Origin of the sequence: Acidiplasma sp. (assembly GCF_038728925.1) — an archaeon.
In the GTDB taxonomy this organism is placed as follows: domain Archaea; phylum Thermoplasmatota; class Thermoplasmata; order Thermoplasmatales; family Thermoplasmataceae; genus Acidiplasma; species Acidiplasma aeolicum.
Genome location: NZ_JAVYSZ010000008.1, coordinates 1 through 25,526 on the forward strand (window position 1 = coordinate 1; position 25,526 = coordinate 25,526).

Sequence of the window (25,526 nt, forward strand, 5' to 3'; positions counted from 1 at the left end):
ATTGATTTATCAGGTTGCATTCGGAAAAATTGCCAAGCCTGCAGAAGGTATGCCAATTCCAGCAGGAAGTAAGGAAATTGCTGCTAATACACTTATAATGTACTTTAAGAGCGAAAAAGAGGCTCCTTATAAGGTTGGAACCAAGTGGGATTTGATTAAAGTTTTAATGGAACACTAGATCTCAATCATGGCCGTACACTGTCTTATGGTCACAGACTTTTAGGAGCCTTATTATCTTCTTACCACCCTGTGTTACGGGCTCGTATACTATTCTATTAGATTTATCCACCTTGACGGCATAAGCATTATTAGAATACTTGAGCCCCTTCTTTCTCTTCCCGAATTTGAAAGGACCATTTGCGGCCAATTCCCGGAGCTTTTCGTCCACTTTAAGTCTAATGGAATTGTCCTTGCTCTTGTATAATTTCTTAAAAGTATCGCTCCAATCGAATACCCAATTCTCCAAGGAACGCACCTAAGATTAATCTTTTAAGTCCTTAAGGAGTTCGTCAATGGAGCCACGCTTGAATTTTCCTTCAGAATAATCCTTGAGGCTTGCTTCTATCTCGATCAATTCAACTTCGCTCAAGTAGTCTGGATCGTCTATATCTTCCGAATTAAAATCAAGCATATTATTTTCTATGCCAAAGGAGGATTGAAATCCTGGGAGATAGAGAAATGAATCAATTGCATTTTCTACCCTCAGATTGTTGTCTACATAGAATGATTGGGACTGAAATTCCCTGTCATTGTATTCCATTATGAAAGGTTCTAAGGTCTGTTCCATATTCATCTTTTTCTTGTAAGAGATACACTACCGCTTTCCGATACATTCAAATTCCGACCGGTCCATTTAATTTATTAATAGAATACTTTTATCTAGCCAGTCTTTATGTTCTTATGACGATCCAGCAGAAGTATCAGTAACCGCTTCTTAATGAGGACCTGCGAAGATGGTTTGATAATCTTAAAGTAAAATTATTTCTCACTTTAACATTTAAATTAAGAAACCTTGGATATTATTGCGAGCTTACACATATAACTACAAAGGAAATTTTGTACAAGGCAAAGTGTAACGAGAAGGATTTTAGATATGAATTAAATTTTGTTTTTAACTTTGGATGGATTGAACTTATGTATGTGAAATAAGGTCAGATGTTATATATTCAAGGCTAAGGAAAAATGATGCACAAGATTTAAATGCCTGTTGACATTATTAAATAGAGATGAAAAACAGGCTTGCGAATGTATGAAACCTCATGGATAAAAACAATTTAAAATATTTTATTATTTCTGTAGTTGCCTCAATTCTTTTAATTGTTTCAGGAATATTTGGAGTCTTTTATTTTATTTTGTTTATTAATACTAATTCATTAGCTTACCAGATCACATCATTTGTAATGGCTGTCTCAGGTATCTATTTTTTGTATACAAATTTAAAGAGGAAAAAAAGGCAAAATTATAGTAGCTTGGGGAGTTTTAAGAGAAAGTAACTTATTATTCTAATTCCTTATATCTAACTATTTTGTTAATTAATCATTATGTGATTTATGATATTTGTGAAAAAGAAATTGTATTAACTTAAAACCTTAATCAACCTGGACTAAAATATCCTATATATCAATAAATTTTATGGCATCATTGGAATGAATTTAAACCACAATGATTTTAAGAATTATATAATTAACTGTCAAATGTTATATATAAGTAAAAAATATAGTAAAAAGGTGTAAATTAAAATGAAAATGCCAAAGCAGATTAAAACTTACTGTCCATATTGCAAAAAACATACGATTCATGATGTTGAGAGGGTAAGAAAAAGAAAGGCAAGTGAGTTAAGGGCAGGTCAGAGAAGGTTTAGAAGGGTAACATCAGGTTATGGAGGTTTCCCAAGGCCAAGGTACGAGGGCAGGGAAAAACCAACTAAAAGAATAGCATTAAGATTGAAATGCACTGTATGCAAGAAATCTATAACACCAGAAGGCCAGAGGGCAAAGAAATTTGAAATAGTGGAGGCGTGAAAATTATGGCAGACGAATTTCATAAATTAAAAAACGTTGGGAATTCATTTGTAAAAATCAAATGCAAAAACTGTGGAAACGAGCAGGTGGTTTATTCAAAAATATCCTCACAGGTTGTTTGCAACATATGCGGGTCCACTCTTGCAAAACCAACCGGTGCCACACTCTCAACATCCGGTGAGCTGGTGGAAAAAGTTAAATTATGAGGTGTTATCATGCCTAGGGATATCCCGGATACAGGCGACCTTGTGGTTGTCACTGTAAAGGAAGTTAAAAACTACGGGGCAATTGTTGATCTGGATGAATATCCCGGTGTATCAGGTTTTGTCCATATTACAGAGGTTGCCACAGGCTGGATAAAGCATATTAAGGATTATTTACGGGTTAATCAGAGGACAGTATGCAAGGTTCTAAACGTTGACCCATCAAGAAATCATGTAGATCTTTCCTTAAAGCGTGTAAACGAACATCAAAAAAGGGAAAAAATAGAGGAATGGAAAAACGAACAGAAGGCTCATAAACTTTTAGACATGCTTTTTGAGGAGGAAAATATTAATGAAAGCAAGGAAAGGGAGGATATAGAGGATTTATTATTAACAGAATATGGAACACTTTACTCTGCTTTCTTTGAGGCCGCATCAAGCAAGGATTTTTTAAAAGATAAGGATTTAAAATGGAAAGATTCTCTTATTAAAATAGCAAAGGAAAATATAGCAATACCCACGGTAAAAATTGGTGGTTATCTGGAAATGTATTCCCTGGCACCCAATGGAATTGAAACAATAAAAAATGTTTTAACCGATGACCTTATAGATGATAAGGATGTGCAGATTACATATATTGGTGCACCAAGGTATAAAATAACAGTAATAGACGAAGATTATAAGTCCGCAGAGGAAAAGTTAAAAAATGTAATTAATGTTATAGAAACCAAAAGCAAAAAAAATAACGTTTCATTTGAATTTAATAGAGAGGAATAAATTATAATGAAAACATTAATTAGGAAATGCAGGAAATGCAATATTTATACACTTGAGGAAATATGCCCTAAATGTGGTGGAAGTACCGAAATGGCAATACCCATGAAATATTCTCCTGCTGATAAATTTCAAAAGTACAGAATTAAATTGAAGGAAAGTGATGATGATGGAAAAAATAATATTTAAAAAATATGAGGAGCCAGAACTTGAAAATCCCATCCTTGTTAGCGGTTTGCCTGGTATTGGCAACGTTGGAAAGATTACTGCAGATTATTTTATAGAAAAATTAAAAATGAAGAAAATGGCGGACATATTTTCAGAATATCTGCCACCTCAGGTTTTTATTTTTGACAATAAAATACACCTTGTTAGGGACTCAATATATTATAAAAAAACCGGGAAAAAGAATGATTTAATTGTTATTGCGGGTGATTTTCAGGGAACGACACAGGAAGGCCAGTATGAACTTTCATATGAAATACTAAATTATCTTAATAAATATAATATCTCAAGGATATATACCCTTGGTGGATATAGCATAGGCAAGATAGTTGAAAAGCCAAAGGTGCTCGGGGCGGTAAGTGATAAAAAACTTGTTAAACCACTTGAAAAAGCCGGTGTATCATTTCCATCAGGTGAACCCAGTGGCGGAATAGTTGGTTCTGCAGCACTAATACTTGGCATTGGCAAGGAAATGTTTTCAATAGACGGCGCATGTCTTATGGGCGAGACCTCTGGTTATTTTGCGGATCCAAAGGGTGCAAGGGAAATTATAATGGTTTTATCGAAGATCCTGAGAAGCAAAATTGATCTTAAGGATATAGATGAAAAGGCAAGGCAGATTGAGGAAATTACAGAGAAAATGAAGGAAGAATCCAAAAATAAAAATTCACGGGAGGATCTTAACTACTTTGGATAAAAATATATATTTTATTCATACAGTAACCATTTTTTATAAAAGCAGTTTTGATTCAAATTTAAGTTTCACGGTTAAAGGTTAAATTATTAAAATAGTTTTTAATTGAGTATATATATGAAACCCGAAATTATTAAGAGGCAGGGTTTAAGGAAGGTTTGCAAGCTTGCAGAGAGATCTGAGGGTGAAAAGAAAGAAATATTCTCTGCAGCCATAAAACTTTTTAGGATGTTTGATGATATCGAGTGCATTAAAATATATAATGAGGATAATGATGTTATCTTTAAGGTAAGACTTGCAGATAACGATTACCGATATGTCAAAATAGTCTTTGTAAATAATGATAGTTTTGACTTAATTAACCTTGATTTTTCACAGAGAAGAATTGGCAGAACCAATCTTTTTAATGAGATAATAAAATCCATACAGCAGTCACAATCAATTGATAGGCAGACAAGAATAGAAATCTTAAATTATATAGATTTTAAAAGGAACAGAAAAAAACTGATATGGATGCTTGCTGATACCGCATTTGATACCTATTACATTTTAACTGAAAATATGATAAAGGATTTAATACTTGAGGATATTGAATACAACTTTATAAAAAATAACAATCAGGAAAACTATTCATGTTCCATACCAAAATTTATTATACACAAATACTGGACAAACATGCTTATAAGAAGGAGGAAATCAGATTATGAACTCTGGAAAAATATACTATGATTGATCCTGTGTGTTTACCTCAAAACCATCATCTGTTTTTTTAAGAAGGCGTGAATAAACACCCCATTCTATTAAAATTACCTCCAGATCATGTAAACCATCCGGATTATTGAATGTCTGAACACCATTATCCTTCAATTTTTCAAGTATATCGTCCAGGCTAAATGATTTTAATTCAATTGCAGTTTTGAAAGGTTCTATATCCCTTAATGAATTGTTTATTATTTTTTTCCTCTGAATCATGCCGGATTTTATGTATTCCCTACCCTTATCTGAAATATTTATATCCCCAGATTCAACGGCAACAAGCCCCAATCTTTCAGCGGTGTATACTATGGGCATTAAATCATCAATATCAACTTCCATTTCCTTCTCCAGCTTGTACAGATCAGTTTTTCCGTTAAATATATTGTTTAAAACATATAAAAGTCCAACCAGATCAGCAATTCTAGCATCAGGATCAATAACATCCATAATTACCATATAACATTTTTATTTATAATATTAATGACACAATAAAAATAAATTATAAAAATTATGCAGCATAAACACCCTCTTCTGCCACGTATTTTTTCTGTGCCAGATCCATCATTTTTCTTGTAAATACAACAGAATATATTGCCACTATTATACCGAATATAAATGAACCCCATGCCGCAAGTGCTATATTTCCTGTACCTGTTGCAACATCTATTGTTTTCATTAATCCCTCATGGACATACAGTGAATGAGTACCATATATATGGGGCCAGTATTCACCTATCATAAGACCTCCCCACGCACTGTTTATTGTGGATGAGATTCCACTTATCATGTATGGAAATGTTGACGGTATGATAACCTTCCTCATTTTTTTAAAATAGCCAAGTTTTAGGTTCCTTGTTATTTCCCAGTATTCTGCTGGCATTGCCTTTACCCCCATCCAGAATGAGTAAAATACATAATAAAACGTGCTTACAAATCCAAGGAAAAGTACATAAAGTTCATTTGCAGTACCACCAAAAACGCTGAACATAAAAGGTTCTGTTGCTATAAATATAAATGGGAAATATATTGGTGCAGGATAGGCACTTAATGTCTGTATTAATGGGATTCCAACAAGCTCCGCATGCTTATTGACTGCAAGATAGTATCCTAGAAATATGGCTATAGCCATGGATACAAGCAATATTGTTAATACCCTTAAATAGTCAAATCCAAGGCCTGTGAGGAGCATCTTTGTTTTTGAGAATAAATACATCCATTCATTATATTTTACAGATATTATGGTTGAAACAGCAGCATATAATATTAATATTAAAAGAAAAATTCCTGCGGCTGCATATATATATTTTAAATATTTCTGTTTTTTGACCTTTTTCTCATATGTTTCCTCATGGCTCTCATTTTCCCTGTATTTATAATATCTGGACAGTCTGGAGAATGGGTTCTTTGATATCACTGCAAAGACCCTTGCTGTTTCCCTGAGATTAATCCTGCCACGTTTTAAAACAGGTGCATCATTATCCAGTGTGTATCTGCTAACAGCATATTTTGAGAATTCCCTGAGAATTAGAATAATGGCCACTATAATAATGCCAAGTATTAAAAGTGACATCTCTATTAAAAATGTATTGCCATCTGCAACAAATGTATCAAGCACAGACCCTATGCCGAATGTCTGGTATGTATGTATTCCAACCTCAAATACCTCACTTACTGTTATGTAAAAAAATCCATCAGAAACACTTGGAAATAAATTGGCTGCTATTCTTGGTATCGAAAATGGTATGTAAAGTGTTCTTAATTTTCCAAATAACTTATATTTAGAATTCTCAACAACCTCAACCATTTCTCGTGGAACTGTTTTAAATGCCTGGTATTCCCCCATCCATATATTCCATACAACTGCAGTGAAAACCAGAAAATCTGCAGCCATTTCAACACCAAGCGGCCCTCCAACCCGGTCTATGAATATAATAAGAACAACAGGGAAAAATGTTATTACCGGTACCGATTCAAAAATCTCTATTAAAATTATGTATGTATTCTCAAAAAACTTTGATTTTATGGATGCATAGGCCAGAAACCAGCCTGTTAATATTGATATTAATATCAGGCCTATTACCCGTCCCGCTGTGGCCATTACCGCCAGAATTATCAGCACTATCTGATTCATTATTACCCCTCATTCTCTTTTCCTCGGTGGCGTTAAATAACTGTATAGCATGTCAAGATTTGCATTAAAATCATCATTTCTAGGGTTTCTGGGTCTTGGCATATTTACATCAACCCTTCCTACCACTGTGGCAGGAATATTATTAAGTATGTATATAACATCGGCTAGCTCAAGAACCTCTGTAAGGTTGTGTGAAACCATTATAACTGATTTAAGTGGTGTTTCACCACTAAATAATATATTGTATATATCCTGGCGCAACCCCTCGGCGGTAAGCTCATCCAGATGGGCAAATGGCTCATCCATTAAAAATATGTAGGGGTCCGCGGCAAAGGCACGTGCTATTGCAACCCTCTGCCTCATACCACCGCTCATCTCCTTTGGATAAAGGTCCTCAAAACCCTCAAGGCCGACCCTGGCCAGGGCCTCCCTTGCCTTTTCCTCCATTTTTTCCCGGTCCATGTTCTTGGTCTTCATGGAAAGCATTACATTCTCCTCTGCCGTCATCCATGGAAATGTTACAATGGATTGATGTATAAGGGCAACCTCCGGGGTTGGTTCGTGCAAAACCCTGCCCATCAATCTGACCTCACCCCTATCGGGTTTTAAAAAACCGCCAAGAATCCTTAAAAGTGTTGATTTGCCAATACCTGATGGTCCAATAATGGCCACAAACTTACCACTATCCGCCTCTATGTTTATATTTTCAAATACCTTGTAGCCATTATCATATGAAAAGTCTATGTTTACCGCCTCAAGTACCACCTGGCTGACGCCCTCATTACCTGCCTGTGCCTCCATTATGAATCACCCCAGTGAAAATATCCCCGATCATAATGGCGTCGATTTTGATTTAATTATGATTTCTAATGCTATTTTTTATCACGAGGCTATCTCCCTTTCCATATTTTAATATTCTATATAATATTATCCTAGCCTTATAATAGTCTATTTATTGATTTAATTTAATATTTTTATCTTCTAATTATTAAGTAGAATTATAAACAAAAAAGTAATTAGTATGCATGCCAGGAAGAATAGAAAAGGCCATGAATTTGGCAAGTAATTTAAAGGCACTGAACGAACTTTTCTCTGCAGATAAGGTTTTTTCATATCTTGGCCTGGAAATAACCAAAGTTGAAGAGGGCCACTGTGAAATGTCCATGCCCTATTCTGAAAGGATAACCCGTGCAGGCATGGTATTAAATGGTGGGATGATGATGGCTGCAGCAGACTTTATAGGTGGGCTTACAGCAATGACGGTAAACAATGGTTCTGATCAGGTCACTCAGGAACTTAAAATCAATTTTTTAAATCCAATGCACAGGGGTCCGTTCAGGCTTGTTTCCGATGTAATTAAGGCCGGTCATAAATCTGTTGTTATTGAGATAAAACTTTACGATGCCGATGGCACAATGGGAATTATAGGGCTGGGTACATGGTACATAATTCATGATAGAATTATCAAAAAGGATTAATTTGAACATTAATAAAATAGTTATATAATAATATAATTTATTATAATGAAGGGTCTTGAAATTGCATTTCAGCTTAATAACGAAAGGGATTTTGATGTTGTTCCAGCCCTGGCCAATTTAACCGGGAATTATTTTAAAAACGAGGAAAAAATGGACATAACATGGAGAATATTTCATGTAACCCTTGGGGATCAAAAATATTTCAGGGTGCTTTACAGGGGTGATAAGATAAATGATTTTCATCCTGAAATTAAAAAGAAAATCCGCGAATATTTCGATAAACTGGCACATTTAAACTTTGAACAGCTTATGGAATTATATAATAAATCTAAGGAATCAAATGGTTTTAACATAATTAATATCAAGGAAATAACAGAGGAATATGATTTATGGCAGGACAAACTCTGGAATTATATATAATTATTTTTTTACTATAATAAGGTCCAGCCCCCTCCATTTCAATTTGTATCCAAGTGCCGGGAGGAGCCTTTCAGGTATAAGCCCCTCTGATTCTATATAATTGATGATCTTTTCTGTATCCGGATACAATTTCTCTATATTTTTTTTAATTTCATTTATTGAATACTCATCTATTTCCTTTTTAATTGAGATATTATTTGAATACTTTTCTTCAAGATACCTTTTTAATGCATTGAAATCTATATCATTGTAAAAGCAGATGCTACCGGGAATCATTTTTTCCTTATCCCTTAGAACATAGACGTTTTCCCAGTTAACATATTTTTTAACCTCATTTTCTGTCTTTGAGTCCTGCTTTAAATACCTGAGATTTGAAATATTTATATATACATCCTTTCCATCTATATTTATTATATAATCTGGAAAATATACATTATTTTTAATAATTAATGGTTCTGCCTTTTTTAAGAAACTGTATGATGGTGTATCCTCATTTATTTTCCTGTCAGGCAAATAATAAGATACATTATCGCCTATTTTAAGCTTGTACACACTCTCACTTTTGTCATATTTATCCTTTATTTTTATATCTGCATCTATTGCCCATTTATCCATTTTGTATAATTTCTCAATAAGCATGGCAAATCTTGTACCATACCTTTCTGTATTTTCGAAAATTGATACTGGTCCGGTCACCGTTATAAAATTCAGATTTTCGCCATCTGTATGTGTTTCATAAAGAAGACCCAGCAGTTTAATGGACCTTAGTGCATAATTCCAGTCTGATGCCTCTGTTATCCTTAGTTCAGTGCATTTCATCAGTATTGTCTCTATCTGTTCAAGATTATATATTCTGGCTATTTGCCAAACATCATCGGTTTTAACAGCCCTTAAAACCTGTTCATTATCACGATCTGCATAGAGTCCAGAAATTATCTCATCGTATGTTAATCCGTACTTTTCCATTACATCTTTTAAAATTTCAATCTTTTCCTCATAATCCAGGGGAGGTATCCTTGCAGCCTTAAAGACATCATACCTTAATTCGGGTGCATTTACAGAAACAGGCGGTTCAAAGATTGAATTTCTGTAGATTACTGTTGAAATTGCCCTTATAATTTTATTATTTGAGGATTTTGCCTCAAGTTCCTTCAGATTTTTTTCTATTATCTCCTTTTTATTTCCGATATTTTTTGTAAAAATATCCAGCACATTATCTATATAATCCGAATTTTCACCGGACAGGAATATTGGAAATATTAAACCATTTTTAGTCTTCCTTGCTATCATCAATTCCGACGGGAACACCCTTTCTCCTCCTTCTTGATGTGCCATATTCTGCAGTTCCTGCAGATATAAGCTCATATAAATAGCTTGATTTACCCTCGGAGGGCCTTAAAATTCTTCCAAGCCTCTGCCTGAACTGTCTGGTACTGCCTGATCCGCTCATTATAATGGCTATGGATGCATCCGGAACGTCAACACCCTCATCCAGGATTCTGGATGTTGCCAGCACGGTAATCTCACCATTTTTAAACATTTCCAGATATTTTTTTCTCTCCCTTCCAGGTGTCATGTATGTCATTGCAGGTACCAGAAATTCCTTTGAAATGGTATATGCCGTTGCAGTGTCCTCTGAAAAAATAATAATTTTTTCTCCAGCATGCTTGCTTAATAAATACCTTAAATATTCGATTTTCTTCTCAGCATTAAATGCTATCTCCCTGGCCCTTCTCCATGCAAGCAGGGCCTCGCGTCCCTCCTGGTTCCAGGATGTCATTATAAAGTGTTCAAAGTCCATATTGCCATTTAACTTAATATCCCTTTTTCTTAGATATGAAATAAAGATATCATGATTTTTTTGATATTCTATTTCATCCTCCTCGCTTAATTCAATGGGAATTCGAACAATTTTATAATTTGATATAAAATCATTTAATTCCTCATATCCAAGTTCGAAAACCTTACCACCCATATAAGTTTCAAGGCTCTCATGCATTTTATCCGGCCTTTCATACGTTGCGGTTAATCCAAGCCTGTAGGGTGCGGCATACATCTTTGCTATCTGTATGTAGCTTTCAGATGCCATATGATGCACCTCATCAGCTATAATGAACTTAAATCTATTCCCAAGGGGGTCCGCCATTAAATATGCAGAATCGTATGTTGATACGCTAATATCCTTTACATCCCTCTCGCCACCACCGATCTGGCCTATGTCAGTTTTTAAAAAATTTTTAAGCTTCTCCCTCCACTGTTGTATAAGCTCAATCGTTGGTGCTATAACAATTGTTGGTACCTTTAGCATTGTTATTGCATATATTCCAACTATGGTTTTTCCTGCAGCTGTGGGAAGCACTATTGTTCCAGAATAATTATTTTTCCCCCAGAGTTCAAGAGATTTTTTTTGGTATGACCTTAATGATATTTCTGATGATATATCAAGCTTTATGTCCTTAAAAACATTATCAGTAACATCTGGATATTTTCTTTTAATTTCAGCATATTTGTATGCAGGCGCCCTGTACATATTTATTCTTTTATCAAATACGAATATATCGGGGTCGTTAAAATCTGAAATTATTGTACCTGCCTTATAATTAATTTCCATTGCCTATTTATATTAAAATAGATTATAAATTTTATTAAATTTATTCCTTTGATTCTCCAAATATTTTATGCCTTGGCATGGATTCCAAAATAGTTTTTCCATAATCCACAGTTTGATTATATTCCTTCATTTTCAGAAAGTTTTTGAATGAATCTATGTCCTTCCATTCAGTGTATATCATGTATTCCCTTGGACAGTCAACTTCCTTGTATAATTTTCCATCCAGAAAACCAACATCAGAACTTTTTAATAATTTAACAACATTGCCAAATGCGTTTTCAAAATCCTTTTCATGGCCCTGCTTAACCTTGTAATAAAGACCGACATTAATCATGTTTCATAATTTTACCTTTATATTTAAATTTTTTAAATATTTGAATAAATAAATATTATATTAAATTGGAATAAAAAAAATATTTTATAAATGGGCGCATTATTAAAAATTATGAATCTTCTAAAGGATAAAATAGTTTTAATAACTGGTGCATCAAAGGGTCTTGGACGTGCCATTGCGGAAAAATTCAGTGCAGAGGGTGCAAGAATAGCCATTAACTATAATCATGATGCCAGATCTGCAGAACTTTTAAGGGAAAAATTACCGGGTTCAGAAATATTTCAGGCGGATGTTTCAAGCCATGACAGCGTAAAAAATATGATAGAAGAAATACATAAAAAAATGGGCACAATAGATATTCTGGTAAACAACGCCGGCATGTGGCATTTACTATCATGGGATGATTTTGACGACGCAAAGGTTAATGAAATGATTTCTGTTAATCTTATGGGCCAAATATACGCTGCAAAGGAATGCCTTGAGGATATCAAAAAGAATAAGGGCATAATAATAAATATGGCATCAAATGCTGGGGTTGGAACAGCAGCAAGCAATACCACATTTTATTCCATATCAAAGGCGGGCGTCATTATGTTAACAAAGAGGCTTGCATTTGACCTTTCAGGTACCGGTGTCAGGGTAAATGCCATAGCACCGGGATGGATAGAAACAGATATGACGATAGGTGGTAAAACCAGTGAAGAGATAAAAAATCTTGAACATTCTTTCATTTCAAGAACATCATTGAAAATGTTTGGAAAACCCGAATACATAGCAGATGCTGCCTTATTCCTTGCAACCGATGCCTCAAAATATATGAACGGTCAGGTGCTTGTTGTTGATGGTGGCAGAATAGATAATCTTACACACAGCCTATAATTTTAATCGTAAATATTTTTTAATATTAAAAATAATATACTTATATATTAGTTATTTAATTAAAATATTACCATACAATTATTCATTTAATATGACAAAAAAGTCATATTGAAGGATAAAATATGATAAGCGTAACAGCATGGGAATGGATAGGCCTTTTTATAGGAATGATAATAGGTGGCCTTGCAGAGGCATGGGGCATATCAAACCCTGAGGTCCTCATAAGATTGGGTAAATGGGAAGACCGTCTTTTTGTTGGGTGTATAGCAATTGCAATAGGTGCAGGTGCTCTGGCATTATATGGCCTGGCAGCACTTGGTGTTGGATTCCACTGGGGAATTAAACCGGATTACGTCTGGGGTGTTGCACTGGGCGGCGCAATATTTGGTACAGGTATAGCAATATCCGGATACGTGCCTGGCACAGTATGGATGGCACTTGGCGAGGGAAGAAGGGATGCAATTTTCGCCTTATTAGGCGGCTTATTGGGTGCCGCAGCATGGACATTAATATACCAGACATCATTCGGTCACTGGCTTGTAACATATGATAACTTTGGTTTAATATACTTTGGTGGTAAGGTCGATACAAACCTAACAGTGGGCTTTGGCATAGCAGTGGCCTGGGCCATAATAATGTTCTCAATTGCATATTTCCTACCAAGGTACAAGCATGGAAAGAGCTGTGCATACAACTCATTGCACAAAAATACAAAATTAAGCCCGGAGGAGGAGGCACAGTATGTGGAAACTGCCGGCATGCTTCTTGAAGGATCATCAATGCCTCTAGGCAAGAACAATTTACCTGAGAAGGTGAATTATCACTGGACTGTTTCATCAAAATTATTTGGCGTTGTTATGATGTCTGTTGGTATAATCATAGGTTTAACCGTTGTATTGGAAATGTTCCTTCACCAGATATTTGGTGAATCAACCACATATTCATGGATAGTTGCAAAGCTATGGCTACCAGCAGGAACATGGAAGTACAGCACATTGGTTGTTCATACAATAGGCTGGGAACCTTTCAGTGATATAGGCACATTATTTGGTGCATTCCTTGCATCAGTATTCTTCACAAGGAGATTTCAGTCATTTAATAATGTAATTCCACCATCATGGAAGGCCAGATTTGGGAACAGCCAGATTAAAAGGGCAGCAGGTGCATTTTCAGGTGCATTCTTAATGCTTCTTGGTGCAAGAATGGCAGATGGATGTGCATCAGGTCATATATTAAGCGGAGACCTTCAGATGGCAGTAAGCAGTCTGGAATTCTTCATATTTGTCATAATATTCCTTCTGGTTGTTGCACATATAATATACAGGAAGGTGGAGTAAATGGTTGAAAAAGATGAAATAGAGCAAACTGAAATTAAAAGGGAGGGTTCAGAACCTAAATGCAAAAGTGAGTCTGGCATTAAGGCATTCATAATAACAATGGTGGGCATAGTAATAATAACCGCAGCGCTGACATCGGGCACATACAATGGGTATGATCCAAGCTCATACTCTGTTGCAATCACTGGCTTCTTTGTCATAGTCACCATTGTAATGACTGCCATATGGTACAGGACGAAATATAATAATTACAGTTATGAACCCAACAATGAAACAAATAAAAAGGAAAGGAAACAATAATTTTTTATTATTTTTTTAATGTATATTAACAATATTTTTTAATACCGAATAAATATACATTTTATGAGCGAAAAATCAAAGGGCTCGGTTATAGCCCTTATAAAACTTCACCGAACAGACTGCGAGGTTACAAATTTTATAACCAAAAACTTTCATGATGTTGATATAAAAAGATTGAAAATAGGAGAAAATTATACGCTTCACTGCATATCATTCAATAAGGATGAGGATTATTACGATAAAATATCTGAATTAAGAAAAGTTTCAAGGAACTTTATTAATGTCGGAAAAAATAAGATATGGGCAGAGGGCCCTAGCTGCACTGCATGCCATTTTATGGCAACTGCAGATGTTGAAATACTCAGCAATAAATCCCTTGGTTCTGATTATGTTCTTTACAGGATACTTGTATCCAACAGGGCAAAACTTAGGGAGCTTGAGGAAAAAATGGATGAGGCAGGCCTTGACCCTGAAATAATTGACATTACCTATTCAAACGACCTTGAGCTTACATCCAGGGAAAAGGATATAATTAAAAAATTATTTGATTATGGTTATTTTGAACTCGACCGGAAAAAATCATTGACAGAGATAGCAGCATCCCTTGGAATATCCACAACAACATTATCAGAAATCATGCGTGTTGCACTTAAAAAGATTGTTAAAACATATATTAATGATAATATTTCATAGGCCCATAAATGCCTTTGATATTATTAAATTCATAATGTTTAATGCACCCTCTGCACCCACAAGGTAGCTGAATATCCCCCTTGCACTTTTCTCAAGGCCTGCCTCCCTGCCGTATGAATATGCACCAAACCACATCATGACATTCTTTACTATATCAAGGGCAATCTGAGGTGCCTTGAACTTGGACATTGCACTGTATATATAAAGATCATTTGAATCAATGTCTGCAAGGTACGCAGCCTTGTATGTTAAAAGCTTTGACATTTCAAGTTCTGTTTTTAATTCAGAAAATTTGAAAGACACACCCTGGAATTCTTCAAGTTTTTTCCCGAATGCACTTCTCTCTTTAATGTAATTCAGCCCCCTTTCAAGGATGGAATCGGATAGCCCGTTGCAGGCTGCAGCAACAAGAATCCTTGCATGGTTAAAGCCATCCATGGCATAATAGAACCCTTTGTTTACCTTTCCAATAATGTTTTCTTCAGGGATCTCAACATTGTTATACCTTATTATGCATGTTGATATGCCCATCCTGCCCATGTTGTTAATTTTATACATTTCGATGCCCGGGCTGTCAGCAGGCACATAAACCATGGAAATTCCCTTATGCCCACCGTTTTTATCAGTTTTTACCAGTGTTAAATGTCCGCCACCATTATTTTTTGCCTCAATCCCGCCGCTTATATAGGCCTTTTCACCGTTTATGATAATTTTTCCATTCCTTATTTCCCCGGATGTTTTAATGGCCGCAACATCACTTCCACCAGATGCCTCGGTTGATGCTATGCCTATAAATTTTTTTCCTATTGCAATATCTGGTAATATTTTTGATTTTATAAATTTATTTCCATATTTTTGCAATATATAAGCCCATGATGTGTTTAGCAGATAATACACTGAGGTGGCCATGCTTGTATCAACCTTTGCTATTTCCTCCGATATTATTGCAGCATCCATAAATGATAGCCTTGCTCCACCGTATGGGGTCTCAATAAGTGGCGATATAATACCGTGGGAACCGGCAGCCATTAAAAAACTTTCAGGTATTTTTTCATTGGTATCAATGGAATCTGCAACCGGCTCAAGATATCTTTTCAAAAATTCCCTTGTTGTCTCCCTTATAAGCTGTTCCTCCTCGGAAAATGAAAAATCCATGAGCTTTTATTTTAATATTAATATTAAATATTTCCATGGATTCATAAAAGAACCTTAAAATAATTAAAATCACTAAACTATGGATAATAATGGAATTTAAGGCAGTTTATGTAACATGGCAGGACATTGAAGACTGGTGCTCAGGCATACTCGACATGGTTCTTGAGGACAGATATAACCCAGATGTTATTGTTGGCATAGCAAGGGGTGGCCTTGTTCCGGCAAGAATGATTTCGGATTATCTGATTAAAAAGGAATTGATATCAATAAAAACAGAACACTGGGGATTAACAGCAAATATGGATGGAAAGGCAGTGCTTGCAGGTAAAACAAATTATGACATGTCTGGCAAAAAGGTGCTCCTTGTTGACGACATCACCGATACCGGAGAAAGCATGAAGGTGGCCCTTGATTACATTAAATCATTAAATCCTTCCGTGGTAAAATCAGCATCAATGCTTTATGTCAATGAGGCATCCTTCCGGCCCGATTATTTTGGCATTGGAATTAAAAAGAATGATTGGGCATGGTTCATATTCCCATGGAATGTTTATGAGGATACATACAATCTGCTTAAGAAGTTTTTAGGCGAGCCCAGAGACCCAGAAACCGCAGAAAAAATATTAAGGGACAATTACGGGCTTGATACATCCCGGGTAAATCTTTCAAATATACTTAAAAATCTTTCCAGGTCAGGAATGATAAAAGAAAATAAAGATAAATTTTATATTTAAAATTATTTTTTATCCGTATGTGTAGCTTATACCCTTTTCAGGGAAGGTAAATTCAATTGCCCCAAACGGGCAGGCCACAAGTGCTGCGCCACATTCAAGGCATCTCTCATAGTGTACTGTAAGTATCTCCTTTTCATTTGCCTCGTAGGTACCCGCAGGGCAAACCTTTGTACAGGGCTTATATTTGCACGTTCTGCAAATATCTGTATTCACCTTAATATGCGACTCGTTTCCAGTTTCGTATTTATTTAATGCCAGCCTTTTTAATATATCCATTTTACATCACCCTCATTGCATCACGCAGAATGGATGCAACACTGAGTCCATTCTGATGTGCCTGATCAAAAACAATATTTACAGGCTTTCTCCTATTTTTACCATCCACATTCATTAACTCAGAAAGAACACCGGTCAAAAAGTCCGGATACTTTGTAAATAGATCCTTATTACCCAGAAGGTTAAACATGGGCCATGCAATCCTCATGTCATTCATAATAAATGATTCATCAAGCATTTTCTTATATATTTCTGTGTTTGAATAATCACCAGAATCTAATATAATTTTTGCAGCATTTCCTGCTATCATGCCCGATTCTATGGCAAGGTCCATGCCCCTTATGGTGAAGCCATCATTTATTAAGAAACCTGCAGAATCACCAGCAACAAGTATATTGTCATAGTTTACAGGCGGCAGATTGCCATATCCATAATAGGGTATCATATGTGCCGAGTATTCAAGCATTTTTCCATCTATGCCCAATTTTTCCCTGACCTGCTCTATTAAATCTGGAGATTTTAAGTTATTTGCATCTTCCTGCAATGATTCTATCTTAACGGTGTATCCAACAGATAATGTATCCCTGTTCTCGTAAACAAAGGCACCGCCCTTAAGGTCCCCTGTTAATCCCAGAATTGTCCTTGTTTCTCCATAATCCCTGTCTGTCTTATTTTCAATAACCTCCTTAACGCCCAGCATATTGTATTTTGGCTGCAGCCTCCTACCCTGAAGCCTTGATATAAGTGCGGCTGACCCGTCAGCCTCTATTACCAGTGGTGTTTTAATATCCCCCCTGTCTGTTATTACATTGATAAGGTTATTTTCCCTTGAAATTCCCTTTACAAGTGTGGAATATGATACTGTACAGCCATTTTCCTCGGCGATCCCTGATAAATACCTGTCAAATTTTGACCTGAGCACTGTGTAACTGTTTTTCTTATTTTTTTCCTCAAAGGAAAATGATATTTTTCCATCCTTAGCATATATTTCATATGTATCCTTATACACCGGCAGTTCCAGATATTCATCAGAAAACTGGTCTCCCAAAAGTTTCCTTAGTGAATGAACATACATCCTGCCGCCGGTAACATTCTTTGACCCGGAGTAATCGCCGCGTTCAAGAACTATTGCGGATAAATTGTTTTTTGTGGCTGTTATTCCAGCTGAAAGACCTGAAAGGCCGCCACCAACTATGACAACATCAACATCATAATCCATGGCTTGAAATCCCGTTATAATATATGAACATTTATAATGTCATATAAAAATATTTTGTCTGTGGATAGTTTTAAATATTAAAGTATACTTACTAAAAAGTAAATATACTTTAGCAAGGTGATCTATTGCATAAGGGCGGTGCTTATTCAAAGAAATACGATTTCTCTGTGGGCCAGCTAAGAAATAATGTACATAAATTTATGGATCTGGCATCCCTTTCAACATCAAGTGTTGCACCTGCGTTCAGCATAGCAGCATCATATGGTGTTATTGCCTTTTACCTTGGCATCTATTCTATTATGGGCGTTATAATTGTATTTCCCGTTTACCTTTTTGCATCCATTATATTCAGAAAGTTTAATAGATTATATCCAAATGCTGGTGCATCATATTTCTGGGGCAGCAAAATAGTGTCAAAATCCTATGGGTCCTTTCAGGCATGGATTATTACACTTGCATACTTTTTTTCAATTCCACCAATAGTTATACCTGCAGGGGAGTACACTGCACAGTTTTTATACTCTCTGGGCATAATAAGTTTCAGCCTTTTAAATAATGCATTTACCATATTCATACTGGGGTCCTTCTGGATTTTAATTACGTTAATTGCAGGTATTTTGGGGGCAAGGCCCACTGCCAAGATAACAGAGCTGTTCCTTGGAGTAGAGCTTTTTGTTATTATAATGTTTTCTTTAATTGCAATATATTACCTTCCGGATCATATGGTAAACCACATATCATTTTCATGGTTCTTTTCATTTAATGAAATAGTAAAAAAACCATACGCATTTGTACTGGCATTTCCTGTTATTGCAACCATTATGGATGGCTGGGAAATAGATTCATATGCCTCTGAAGAATCCTTTAACAGGGAAAAATGGCCGGGTACAACAGGGATTATGGGATTTTTAATAGTCTTTTCAATATACATGATAACCATGACGCTTATGGATGCTGAAACACCCTTAAACCTTCTTTCTGGAAGTATAGACCCACTTGCTGAATGGGCATCATACATAATACCAAAATATGCGGTTATCATGTATATAGCAGTAATAGCGTCCACAGCCAGTTCATTATGGCTTACAACATATATACTGAGCAGGGCATGGTATGCCATGTCAAGGGATCATTTATTTCCACAAATTTTTGGTTACACTCATAAAAAATATAAAAGCCCATGGTCAAATCTTGTTATAATCGCTGTTACCGCCGAGGCAATAAACGCATTTATGCTGTTTATACCATCCATAGAATCATTTTTCGCCCAGCTTCTGTCCATTTCAGGAATTTTCCTGATGATGGAATTTGCATTTGATGCTTTTTCAGGAATTTATCTATTTAAGGGAAGTAAAAATATATTATACCTGTTAATCTCAATAATAACATTTATAGCATTTATATTCATGATAATTATGGGAATAGCCACAAGCACATTTTATATTGCACTTGCTGTAATCCTTCTAATTCCCGGGATACTAATGTTTTTTATTCAAAGAAATGGAATAAAATTAAGGAAAATATTAAATTGAAAAATAAAGCAAATACAATAAATCTTATAATATTATTAAATTACCTGTACTTGCTGTAAGCATATATTAAATCCAGTAGATTTTTTTCCATATCCTCTGTGATTACACCGTCATTCTTCTTTTTAACTATAAAATCCCTGGCCTCCCTGGTGCCCTGCTTGGACATAATTGAATATATGCCACCACGAAGTGCGCCCCTAACACTCTCCGGGAGATCCCTGACTATGGTGCCAAGCATATAATTAAACTCCTCATTCTTCCTCATATCAAGCTTTTTTACCGATCTTTTCTGATCATTTCTATAATTTCTATAGTTTTTATTTTTATAACTATTCCTATCCATGTCATATTAAATAATGTATATAAATATATAACATTTCTTATCTTAATTAGGGTCATTATTGCATTAATAAATATTTCAGTTAAGAATAAATAATGTGTTGTAATACTTTACAAATGAATAATGCCAATAGTAAATTAATTTTTATCAATCTAATTATACTTCTTTCAGTTACATTCACAATGAGGGCATCCACAAACATGCTTATGACCGTTGTTCCGGTCTTCTCAAAATATGTTCTCCTTGCAAACCTTATTTTTGTTGGATTAACCGCAACACTATACGGCATTGGGGCCCTTATTTCAAATATTTTAATTAATGGGCGTGTAAACATATCAAAAACGCCGAAAATGATAACATTATTTCTATTTATCATGACAGCATCCATTTTTGCATTTATATTTACCAAAAATATCTATGAGGTTCTTGTGCTTTCATTTATAACAGGGTCCTCAATGGGTGTTGTTCAGCCCCTGCTCATGACAGTAACCAATATAATATCACCGCCTGATAAGAGGGACAGATATATAGCTGCCTACACTGCATCATTATCCCTGAGCCTTATATTTGGAGTGCTTTTACAGGGCTATGTAATATCATTTTTAACAATCAGGTATGCTTTTGTTATCTTCTTCTTTATCTCACTGGCATCATCAATATTAATGCTGATTCTATCAGGTAAAATAAAAATAAGCTCAGACAATAAAAAAATAGGCTTCAGGGAAATACTTTCAAAGGCGTCATACTCACTTAAACAGGGGAAGGTACTTTTTGCCATGTTTGGAAACATTTCATATGCATTTCCATTCATTTTGTTATTAACATATGGCAGCATAATGGGCAGGGAATACTATGGAATAAATCCGGATATATTTTTCTATTTCCTGGCAGTCTTCTTTTCAATATCATTTGCATCCAGAATGTTTCTTTCACTGAAAACTGTAAAAAATAGGGACATAATAATGTATGCATCATTTATTTTAAGCATTGCAGGATATGCCATGCTTGGTCTCACCGATTATATTTACGTATTTATAATTGGCCTAATATTTCTGGGAATTCCCCACGGAACCATATACCCTATATCAAGCTATTATATTGCCACAAGCATAGATATAAAATATCTGAACATTGTTTATTCTGTTTTTACATTTATAATGGATGTAATATTCTTCTTTATACCATTTGTATTTGGCCTGATTTCTGATCTGTATTCAGTAAGGATGGCAATTTATGCAACAATATTCCCAATGGCTGCACTTATTATAGCGTCAATAATCTTTAATGTAAAATCCGGAACGCAATCAAAAGGCACTGCAACTAAATTATAATATAAAAAATAATATATACATTTTATTACTAAACTGTTAAAATGACAGGAAAAATATATGAGGATATAGATATCAATAAGCCAGTTACTGAAATTGATAAGGAAATTCTTGATTACTGGAAAAATAATAATATTATAAATGAGGCATTAAATACCAAAAGGGATTTAAAAAAATTCGTGTTTTTGGAGGGTCCACCAACCGCAAATGGAAGACCACATGTCGGTCATTTAATGACCAGAACCATGAAGGATACCGTAATGAGGTATAAATTCATGGATGGCTATGATATATTAAGAAGAACCGGTGGCTGGGATTGCCACGGTTTGCCTGTGGAACTTGAGGCTGAAAAGCATTTTGGATTTAACAGCAAGAAGGAAATAGAGGATTTTGGAATACAGAAATTCAATGAATACTGCCGTGAGAGCGTATTCAGATATATAGACGAATGGCATGAGGTGGACGATCTCATAGGCTTCTGGATAGATCAGAATAAGTCATACATAACCCTTAAAAATGATTATATTGAAAGTGAGTGGTGGGCATTAAAAACATTATATGAATCAAAAATGCTTGTCAAGGACTATAAAATAGTCCCATACTGCCCAAGATGCGGTACATCATTAAGCTCACATGAGGTTGCACAGGGTTATAAAAATGTGGACGACCCATCAGTTTATGTTAAATTCAGGGAAAGGGGATATGAAAATAGATTTTTTATTGCATGGACAACAACACCATGGACGCTTCCATCAAATGAATTTCTTGTTGTAAACCCTGACTTTGATTATTCATTAATATCCAGTCAGGGCGAGGAATATTATCTTCTCTCATCAATGGTCGACACGCTTTTTAAGGATTATAAAATAATTAAAACATTCAAAGGCCGTGATCTTGATGGAATAAGGTATGAGCAGCTCATGCCATTTTTACATGTTCCGGATAATGCACTTCGTGTTGTTACCGGAGATTTTGTGACGGCCGAGGATGGTACCGGTATTGTGCATGCAGCCCCCGCCTTCGGTGCAGATGATTTTGAAATAGCCAAAAGGGAAAATGTTTCCATGGTAAATCCCGTATCACTGGATGGAAAGTTTGTTGATGACCTCCCATGGAAGGATATGTTCTTTGAAAATGCCAATATACCAATAATAGATTACCTTAAAAAGAATAAAATACTTTTTAAAAGCCAGAAGATAAAGCATACATATCCATTCTGCTACCGCTGTGGTACAAGACTGATGTACTATCCCTTAGATGCATGGTTTATAAAAGTTTCTGAAATAAGGAACCTTTTAATGGAAAATAATGAAAAGATAAACTGGTTTCCGGATTATTTAAAGGATGGCCGTTTTGGAAACTTTCTTGCAGAGGCAAAGGATTGGGCACTTAGCAGGGATAGATACTGGGGTACACCACTGCCGGTATGGAAATGTAAAAATGGGCATTATGTAGCTGTTGGAAGCAGGGAGGAACTAAAGGCTCTTGGCGGCAATGTTCCAGAAGATCTTCACAGGCCATTTATAGACGATGTTGTTTTAAAATGCCCGCAATGTTCGGAACCCATGCACAGGGAACCACACGTAATAGATACATGGTTCGATTCTGGCAGTGCACCATATGCAGCACTGCATTATCCGTTCAATAAGGAATTTAATTCTGAAACCAGCATACCTGTGGATTTTATTACAGAGGCAATTGATCAGACAAGGGGCTGGTTCTATACCCAGCATGTAATATCATCGTTATTATTTAAAAAGAATGCATATAAAAATGTTCTATCAATAGCATTCATACTTGACGAGCATGGCCAAAAAATGAGCAAGAGCAAGGGCAATTTCGTTACAGCAAGGCAGTTCATTGATGATTTTGGTGCGGATCCCGCAAGGTTGTTCTTTTTCTCAGGTGCACCATGGAACTCAAAATCAATTGACAGAAAATTAATAGGCGATTTAACAAGAAAATCACTTGGCACCCTTGGCAATATTTATTCTTTCTTTGCATCAAACGCCAATCTTGATAATTTTGTATTTGAAAGGCTTGAAAAATCTGAAAATATACTTGATATGTGGTTGCTTTCCAGACTCAATTCAACAATAAAATCTGTAAGGATTAATATGGACTCATTTAACATGCATATAGCCCTAAAAAATATAATGGATTTAATTGACGATTTTTCAAATTTTTACTTAAGACTGTCAAGGAAAAACTTCTGGGAGGGCGAGCTCTCAGAGGATAAGAAAAGATCCTATGAAACCCTATATTTCACATTATTAAGCATAATAAAAATGCTTGCACCAATGGCCCCATTCTATTCAGAATACCTGTATCAGAAGCTATCTGGAGAAAAAAAGAGCGTTCATTTTGAGGATTATCCTGTCGCAGATACTTCCTATATAAATGAGGATTTGGAAAAGACCTTTAAATATGCAGAGACCGTACTTGAGCTATCAAGAAGGGCCAGACAGGATGCCGGAATAAAGGGAAGGCAAACTGTTAAAGAAATATTAATTTACAGCGATGTTAATCTTCCAGAAGATGTCTTAAATATAATTTCCCCAGAATTAAATGCAGAATCAATAAGATTAATAAATCAGAAGGATAGGCCAGTAAAAGTTGTCATGAAACCTGTATATGCAAGGGTTGCACCAGTTATGAGATCAAAAACATCGGAATTTTCAGATTTTGTGTTAAAGAATTCTGAAAAAATATACAAGGAAATAATGGATAAGGGTTACACTGAATATAACGATTTACAGTTTAAGAAGGAGGATTTTGAAATAAATGAAATCCCGGATGAAAATTATTCATTTGCATCTGCTGATAAACTTGGGCTTAATGTATTTATTAACAGGCATATAGATGAGAAACTTAAACTTATTGGCTATGCAAGGGAGATAATAAGAAGAATCCAGATAATGAGAAAGGATATGAATCTTGAATATTCTGAATTTATAAATACAAGCATTGACTGCACAGGAGACATAAAAGAAGCAGTTGAAGAATATTCAGATTATATTAAAAAGGAAACATTAAGCAGGGATATCAAGTTTGGATCCGGTGATGATTACCGTGTATGGGATATAGACGGCGGGCACATAGGAATTAAAATAGAAACAATTAACTAATTTTTTCAATTATTACAAAATATCTTATAAGTGATCTGTGCTGGTAAACCGGCACACTGTTTATTATCTTAAAAAATTTCTTTGAATATTCCAAAAGCTCCAGATTATTAACTATAATTGAACATTTACCATGACTCTTAAGAAGCTCATTAAATTTTTCAAAGGAGGTCTTGTACAAATTTTGTATGTCATAATCATTTACGGATGAACTCCTGCCATATGGCATATCAGTAACAATGGCGTCCACAGCTTTATTAATATTTAAATCCTTTATATCCAAATTGTATATTTCAATGTATTTTAAATCGAAATATTTTAAATTTAATTTTGTACCCATTACCATGTTCAAAAGGGCATCATTTCCTATTATTCTTCTTCCCATAAGTGCTGCCTCTATAAGTATACCACCTGTTCCACAAAATGGGTCAAGAACGGTATCCCCGGGCCTTGTGTATGAGGTATTTATTAGATATCTCGCATATTTTGGATGAAGCGATACCGGTGAAAAAAACGGTCTTAATGGTGCCCTTCTTGATTCAAAATCTTTTTTATTTCTTGAGTATACAAGTATTCCAAGATACCATATATCAGCCTTAACAGCACGTACAATAAAATCTGGGTTATTAAATGAAATCCTGCCCCTACCACCCAAAATCTTCCCAACAGTGGATTCTACCATTTCAGTATTATACCCGGGAGGCACAGAGGCCCTGACATAAAACTTTCCCTCTGGAATTTTACAATTAAACTCATTATAATCCGGTTTTTCATCTATTATCTGCGATATATAATTGATAAATCCTGAATTCTCTATATCCCTGTAATTCCCCTCTATTATGTATATAAAGTCTGATTTATAAATTATGTCAAAATCCCTAAAAGTTTCTTTTATTGCGTTTATTTCTGATGATACAATATCACGATTTTCCCTTGTATACTCAAGAACATATCTCATTTT

Annotated in this window: 29 protein-coding genes; 16 read left to right on the forward strand and 13 right to left on the reverse strand. The window is 35.2% G+C overall.

The features are described 5' to 3' along the window. Nucleotides 1-181: 181 nt before the first annotated feature. Both QXW15_RS04355 and QXW15_RS04360 read right to left on the reverse strand, forming a co-directional pair. Nucleotides 182-466: a hypothetical protein gene (locus QXW15_RS04355; protein ID WP_342790017.1), complete on the reverse strand. Its 285-nt coding sequence runs from the start codon at nucleotides 464-466 to the stop codon at nucleotides 182-184. Between the two features lie 15 nt (nucleotides 467-481). Next, the gene (locus tag QXW15_RS04360; RefSeq protein ID WP_342790018.1) at nucleotides 482-787 is read right to left on the reverse strand and encodes a hypothetical protein; all 306 of its coding nucleotides are present in this window, start codon (nucleotides 785-787) and stop codon (nucleotides 482-484) included. A 952-nt stretch (nucleotides 788-1,739) separates the two neighbouring features. Between QXW15_RS04360 and QXW15_RS04365 the strand changes: the two genes are divergently transcribed. The 6 genes from QXW15_RS04365 (at nucleotide 1,740) to QXW15_RS04390 (ending at nucleotide 4,646) form a co-directional block, all read left to right on the forward strand. Continuing rightward, nucleotides 1,740-2,021: a 50S ribosomal protein L44e gene (locus tag QXW15_RS04365; protein ID WP_048101918.1), complete on the forward strand. Its 282-nt coding sequence runs from the start codon at nucleotides 1,740-1,742 to the stop codon at nucleotides 2,019-2,021. 5 nt (nucleotides 2,022-2,026) lie between these two features. Then, complete coding sequence (locus tag QXW15_RS04370) at nucleotides 2,027-2,227, forward strand: 30S ribosomal protein S27e (protein WP_048102169.1); 201 nt, start codon at nucleotides 2,027-2,029, stop codon at nucleotides 2,225-2,227. Between the two features lie 9 nt (nucleotides 2,228-2,236). Next, the gene (locus QXW15_RS04375) at nucleotides 2,237-3,001 is read left to right on the forward strand and encodes a translation initiation factor IF-2 subunit alpha (RefSeq protein WP_048101917.1); all 765 of its coding nucleotides are present in this window, start codon (nucleotides 2,237-2,239) and stop codon (nucleotides 2,999-3,001) included. Between the two features lie 6 nt (nucleotides 3,002-3,007). After that, complete coding sequence (locus QXW15_RS04380) at nucleotides 3,008-3,187, forward strand: RNA-protein complex protein Nop10 (RefSeq protein WP_048101916.1); 180 nt, start codon at nucleotides 3,008-3,010, stop codon at nucleotides 3,185-3,187. Further along, a complete protein-coding gene (locus tag QXW15_RS04385; protein WP_055032544.1) occupies nucleotides 3,168-3,920 on the forward strand; it encodes a proteasome assembly chaperone family protein in 753 nt (250 codons plus the stop codon). Before QXW15_RS04380 ends, QXW15_RS04385 begins: the two co-directional genes overlap by 20 nt. A 114-nt stretch (nucleotides 3,921-4,034) precedes the next feature. Further along, nucleotides 4,035-4,646 carry a hypothetical protein gene (locus QXW15_RS04390; RefSeq protein WP_048101915.1) on the forward strand — a complete coding sequence of 204 codons (612 nt, stop codon included), beginning with the start codon at nucleotides 4,035-4,037 and terminating at the stop codon, nucleotides 4,644-4,646. On the opposite strand, the gene QXW15_RS04395 is transcribed toward QXW15_RS04390, so the two are convergent. From QXW15_RS04395 to QXW15_RS04405, 3 genes are all read right to left on the reverse strand, one after another. Then, nucleotides 4,641-5,120 (reverse strand): AAA-associated domain-containing protein, encoded by a 480-nt coding sequence (locus tag QXW15_RS04395; protein WP_048102167.1) that lies wholly within the window; start codon nucleotides 5,118-5,120, stop codon nucleotides 4,641-4,643. The two genes, QXW15_RS04390 and QXW15_RS04395, sit on opposite strands and share 6 nt — an antisense overlap. Before the next feature lie 61 nt (nucleotides 5,121-5,181). After that, nucleotides 5,182-6,804 (reverse strand): ABC transporter permease subunit, encoded by a 1,623-nt coding sequence (locus QXW15_RS04400; protein ID WP_054964493.1) that lies wholly within the window; start codon nucleotides 6,802-6,804, stop codon nucleotides 5,182-5,184. Between the two features lie 9 nt (nucleotides 6,805-6,813). Then, a complete protein-coding gene (locus tag QXW15_RS04405; RefSeq protein WP_048101913.1) occupies nucleotides 6,814-7,605 on the reverse strand; it encodes an ABC transporter ATP-binding protein in 792 nt (263 codons plus the stop codon). A gap of 224 nt (nucleotides 7,606-7,829) precedes the next feature. Between QXW15_RS04405 and QXW15_RS04410 the strand changes: the two genes are divergently transcribed. Together QXW15_RS04410 and QXW15_RS04415 are read left to right on the forward strand one after the other, a co-directional pair. Further along, on the forward strand, nucleotides 7,830-8,282 hold the full coding sequence (locus tag QXW15_RS04410; protein WP_052656807.1) for a PaaI family thioesterase: 453 nt from the start codon (nucleotides 7,830-7,832) through the stop codon (nucleotides 8,280-8,282). Between the two features lie 45 nt (nucleotides 8,283-8,327). Next, nucleotides 8,328-8,702, forward strand: a complete 375-nt coding sequence (locus QXW15_RS04415; RefSeq protein ID WP_048101912.1) for a DUF2004 domain-containing protein — start codon at nucleotides 8,328-8,330, stop codon at nucleotides 8,700-8,702. Here the strand turns inward: QXW15_RS04415 and QXW15_RS04420 are convergent, their stop codons facing one another. The 3 genes from QXW15_RS04420 to QXW15_RS04430 are packed head-to-tail and all read right to left on the reverse strand — an operon-like array spanning nucleotide 8,703 to nucleotide 11,647. Continuing rightward, the gene (locus QXW15_RS04420) at nucleotides 8,703-10,037 is read right to left on the reverse strand and encodes a DUF790 family protein (protein ID WP_162216762.1); all 1,335 of its coding nucleotides are present in this window, start codon (nucleotides 10,035-10,037) and stop codon (nucleotides 8,703-8,705) included. Next, nucleotides 9,973-11,313 carry a DEAD/DEAH box helicase family protein gene (locus tag QXW15_RS04425; RefSeq protein WP_342790019.1) on the reverse strand — a complete coding sequence of 447 codons (1,341 nt, stop codon included), beginning with the start codon at nucleotides 11,311-11,313 and terminating at the stop codon, nucleotides 9,973-9,975. The genes QXW15_RS04420 and QXW15_RS04425 overlap by 65 nt, the downstream gene beginning before the upstream one ends. Before the next feature lie 40 nt (nucleotides 11,314-11,353). Continuing rightward, nucleotides 11,354-11,647: an antibiotic biosynthesis monooxygenase gene (locus QXW15_RS04430; RefSeq protein ID WP_048101910.1), complete on the reverse strand. Its 294-nt coding sequence runs from the start codon at nucleotides 11,645-11,647 to the stop codon at nucleotides 11,354-11,356. A 111-nt stretch (nucleotides 11,648-11,758) separates the two neighbouring features. On the opposite strand from QXW15_RS04430, the gene QXW15_RS04435 reads away from it, so the two are divergent. The 4 genes from QXW15_RS04435 to QXW15_RS04450 all read left to right on the forward strand — a co-directional run bounded on the left by QXW15_RS04435 (nucleotide 11,759) and on the right by QXW15_RS04450 (nucleotide 14,856). Next, complete coding sequence (locus tag QXW15_RS04435) at nucleotides 11,759-12,526, forward strand: SDR family oxidoreductase (RefSeq protein ID WP_048102164.1); 768 nt, start codon at nucleotides 11,759-11,761, stop codon at nucleotides 12,524-12,526. Nucleotides 12,527-12,648: 122 nt separating this feature from the next. Continuing rightward, a complete protein-coding gene (locus tag QXW15_RS04440) occupies nucleotides 12,649-13,863 on the forward strand; it encodes a YeeE/YedE thiosulfate transporter family protein (RefSeq protein ID WP_287950994.1) in 1,215 nt (404 codons plus the stop codon). After that, nucleotides 13,864-14,163: a hypothetical protein gene (locus tag QXW15_RS04445; RefSeq protein WP_048101908.1), complete on the forward strand. Its 300-nt coding sequence runs from the start codon at nucleotides 13,864-13,866 to the stop codon at nucleotides 14,161-14,163. It begins immediately after the preceding gene. Nucleotides 14,164-14,226: 63 nt separating this feature from the next. Next, nucleotides 14,227-14,856 carry a helix-turn-helix domain-containing protein gene (locus tag QXW15_RS04450; RefSeq protein WP_287950996.1) on the forward strand — a complete coding sequence of 210 codons (630 nt, stop codon included), beginning with the start codon at nucleotides 14,227-14,229 and terminating at the stop codon, nucleotides 14,854-14,856. On the opposite strand, the gene QXW15_RS04455 is transcribed toward QXW15_RS04450, so the two are convergent. Beyond that, a complete protein-coding gene (locus QXW15_RS04455; RefSeq protein ID WP_342790020.1) occupies nucleotides 14,851-16,011 on the reverse strand; it encodes an acyl-CoA dehydrogenase family protein in 1,161 nt (386 codons plus the stop codon). The genes QXW15_RS04450 and QXW15_RS04455 overlap by 6 nt on opposite strands. A gap of 89 nt (nucleotides 16,012-16,100) precedes the next feature. Here QXW15_RS04455 and QXW15_RS04460 point away from each other — a divergent pair, with 89 nt between their 5' ends. Next, complete coding sequence (locus QXW15_RS04460) at nucleotides 16,101-16,745, forward strand: phosphoribosyltransferase (RefSeq protein ID WP_287954625.1); 645 nt, start codon at nucleotides 16,101-16,103, stop codon at nucleotides 16,743-16,745. Nucleotides 16,746-16,754: 9 nt separating this feature from the next. On the opposite strand, the gene QXW15_RS04465 is transcribed toward QXW15_RS04460, so the two are convergent. Together QXW15_RS04465 and QXW15_RS04470 are read right to left on the reverse strand one after the other, a co-directional pair. Beyond that, nucleotides 16,755-17,021, reverse strand: coding sequence for a ferredoxin family protein (locus QXW15_RS04465; protein WP_048101904.1), 267 nt, complete (start codon nucleotides 17,019-17,021; stop codon nucleotides 16,755-16,757). Nucleotide 17,022: 1 nt separating this feature from the next. After that, a complete protein-coding gene (locus QXW15_RS04470; RefSeq protein ID WP_287950999.1) occupies nucleotides 17,023-18,240 on the reverse strand; it encodes an FAD-dependent oxidoreductase in 1,218 nt (405 codons plus the stop codon). 125 nt (nucleotides 18,241-18,365) lie between these two features. Between QXW15_RS04470 and QXW15_RS04475 the strand changes: the two genes are divergently transcribed. Next, nucleotides 18,366-19,772, forward strand: coding sequence for an APC family permease (locus tag QXW15_RS04475; protein ID WP_342790021.1), 1,407 nt, complete (start codon nucleotides 18,366-18,368; stop codon nucleotides 19,770-19,772). A 40-nt stretch (nucleotides 19,773-19,812) separates the two neighbouring features. Here QXW15_RS04475 and QXW15_RS04480 read toward each other — a convergent pair whose 3' ends face one another. Then, nucleotides 19,813-20,115, reverse strand: coding sequence for a hypothetical protein (locus QXW15_RS04480; protein ID WP_048101902.1), 303 nt, complete (start codon nucleotides 20,113-20,115; stop codon nucleotides 19,813-19,815). 113 nt (nucleotides 20,116-20,228) lie between these two features. Between QXW15_RS04480 and QXW15_RS04485 the strand changes: the two genes are divergently transcribed. Beyond that, the gene (locus QXW15_RS04485) at nucleotides 20,229-21,443 is read left to right on the forward strand and encodes an MFS transporter (protein WP_055041173.1); all 1,215 of its coding nucleotides are present in this window, start codon (nucleotides 20,229-20,231) and stop codon (nucleotides 21,441-21,443) included. Between the two features lie 41 nt (nucleotides 21,444-21,484). Continuing rightward, the gene (ileS, locus tag QXW15_RS04490) at nucleotides 21,485-24,568 is read left to right on the forward strand and encodes an isoleucine--tRNA ligase (protein WP_048101900.1); all 3,084 of its coding nucleotides are present in this window, start codon (nucleotides 21,485-21,487) and stop codon (nucleotides 24,566-24,568) included. Here ileS and QXW15_RS04495 read toward each other — a convergent pair. Then, entirely contained in the window at nucleotides 24,561-25,523 is a 963-nt protein-coding gene (locus tag QXW15_RS04495) for a DNA methyltransferase (protein WP_048101899.1), read from the reverse strand. The genes ileS and QXW15_RS04495 overlap by 8 nt on opposite strands. Between the last annotated feature and the right edge of the window lie 3 nt (nucleotides 25,524-25,526).

Excerpts from the sequence above, each read along its gene's own strand:
- QXW15_RS04360 (WP_342790018.1), bottom strand. The coding sequence starts at position 787 with ATGGAACAGACCTTAGAACCTTTCATAATGGAATACAATGACAGGGAA.
- QXW15_RS04365 (WP_048101918.1), top strand. The coding sequence starts at position 1,740 with ATGAAAATGCCAAAGCAGATTAAAACTTACTGTCCATATTGCAAAAAA.
- QXW15_RS04370 (WP_048102169.1), top strand. The coding sequence starts at position 2,027 with ATGGCAGACGAATTTCATAAATTAAAAAACGTTGGGAATTCATTTGTA.
- QXW15_RS04375 (WP_048101917.1), top strand. The coding sequence starts at position 2,237 with ATGCCTAGGGATATCCCGGATACAGGCGACCTTGTGGTTGTCACTGTA.
- QXW15_RS04380 (WP_048101916.1), top strand. The coding sequence starts at position 3,008 with ATGAAAACATTAATTAGGAAATGCAGGAAATGCAATATTTATACACTT.
- QXW15_RS04385 (WP_055032544.1), top strand. The coding sequence starts at position 3,168 with ATGGAAAAAATAATATTTAAAAAATATGAGGAGCCAGAACTTGAAAAT.
- QXW15_RS04390 (WP_048101915.1), top strand. The coding sequence starts at position 4,035 with ATGAAACCCGAAATTATTAAGAGGCAGGGTTTAAGGAAGGTTTGCAAG.
- QXW15_RS04395 (WP_048102167.1), bottom strand. The coding sequence starts at position 5,120 with ATGGATGTTATTGATCCTGATGCTAGAATTGCTGATCTGGTTGGACTT.
- QXW15_RS04400 (WP_054964493.1), bottom strand. The coding sequence starts at position 6,804 with ATGAATCAGATAGTGCTGATAATTCTGGCGGTAATGGCCACAGCGGGA.
- QXW15_RS04405 (WP_048101913.1), bottom strand. The coding sequence starts at position 7,605 with ATGGAGGCACAGGCAGGTAATGAGGGCGTCAGCCAGGTGGTACTTGAG.
- QXW15_RS04410 (WP_052656807.1), top strand. The coding sequence starts at position 7,830 with ATGCCAGGAAGAATAGAAAAGGCCATGAATTTGGCAAGTAATTTAAAG.
- QXW15_RS04415 (WP_048101912.1), top strand. The coding sequence starts at position 8,328 with ATGAAGGGTCTTGAAATTGCATTTCAGCTTAATAACGAAAGGGATTTT.
- QXW15_RS04420 (WP_162216762.1), bottom strand. The coding sequence starts at position 10,037 with ATGGCACATCAAGAAGGAGGAGAAAGGGTGTTCCCGTCGGAATTGATG.
- QXW15_RS04425 (WP_342790019.1), bottom strand. The coding sequence starts at position 11,313 with ATGGAAATTAATTATAAGGCAGGTACAATAATTTCAGATTTTAACGAC.
- QXW15_RS04430 (WP_048101910.1), bottom strand. The coding sequence starts at position 11,647 with ATGATTAATGTCGGTCTTTATTACAAGGTTAAGCAGGGCCATGAAAAG.
- QXW15_RS04435 (WP_048102164.1), top strand. The coding sequence starts at position 11,759 with ATGAATCTTCTAAAGGATAAAATAGTTTTAATAACTGGTGCATCAAAG.
- QXW15_RS04440 (WP_287950994.1), top strand. The coding sequence starts at position 12,649 with ATGATAAGCGTAACAGCATGGGAATGGATAGGCCTTTTTATAGGAATG.
- QXW15_RS04445 (WP_048101908.1), top strand. The coding sequence starts at position 13,864 with ATGGTTGAAAAAGATGAAATAGAGCAAACTGAAATTAAAAGGGAGGGT.
- QXW15_RS04450 (WP_287950996.1), top strand. The coding sequence starts at position 14,227 with ATGAGCGAAAAATCAAAGGGCTCGGTTATAGCCCTTATAAAACTTCAC.
- QXW15_RS04455 (WP_342790020.1), bottom strand. The coding sequence starts at position 16,011 with ATGGATTTTTCATTTTCCGAGGAGGAACAGCTTATAAGGGAGACAACA.
- QXW15_RS04460 (WP_287954625.1), top strand. The coding sequence starts at position 16,101 with ATGGAATTTAAGGCAGTTTATGTAACATGGCAGGACATTGAAGACTGG.
- QXW15_RS04465 (WP_048101904.1), bottom strand. The coding sequence starts at position 17,021 with ATGGATATATTAAAAAGGCTGGCATTAAATAAATACGAAACTGGAAAC.
- QXW15_RS04470 (WP_287950999.1), bottom strand. The coding sequence starts at position 18,240 with ATGGATTATGATGTTGATGTTGTCATAGTTGGTGGCGGCCTTTCAGGT.
- QXW15_RS04480 (WP_048101902.1), bottom strand. The coding sequence starts at position 20,115 with ATGGATAGGAATAGTTATAAAAATAAAAACTATAGAAATTATAGAAAT.
- QXW15_RS04485 (WP_055041173.1), top strand. The coding sequence starts at position 20,229 with ATGAATAATGCCAATAGTAAATTAATTTTTATCAATCTAATTATACTT.
- ileS (WP_048101900.1), top strand. The coding sequence starts at position 21,485 with ATGACAGGAAAAATATATGAGGATATAGATATCAATAAGCCAGTTACT.
- QXW15_RS04495 (WP_048101899.1), bottom strand. The coding sequence starts at position 25,523 with ATGAGATATGTTCTTGAGTATACAAGGGAAAATCGTGATATTGTATCA.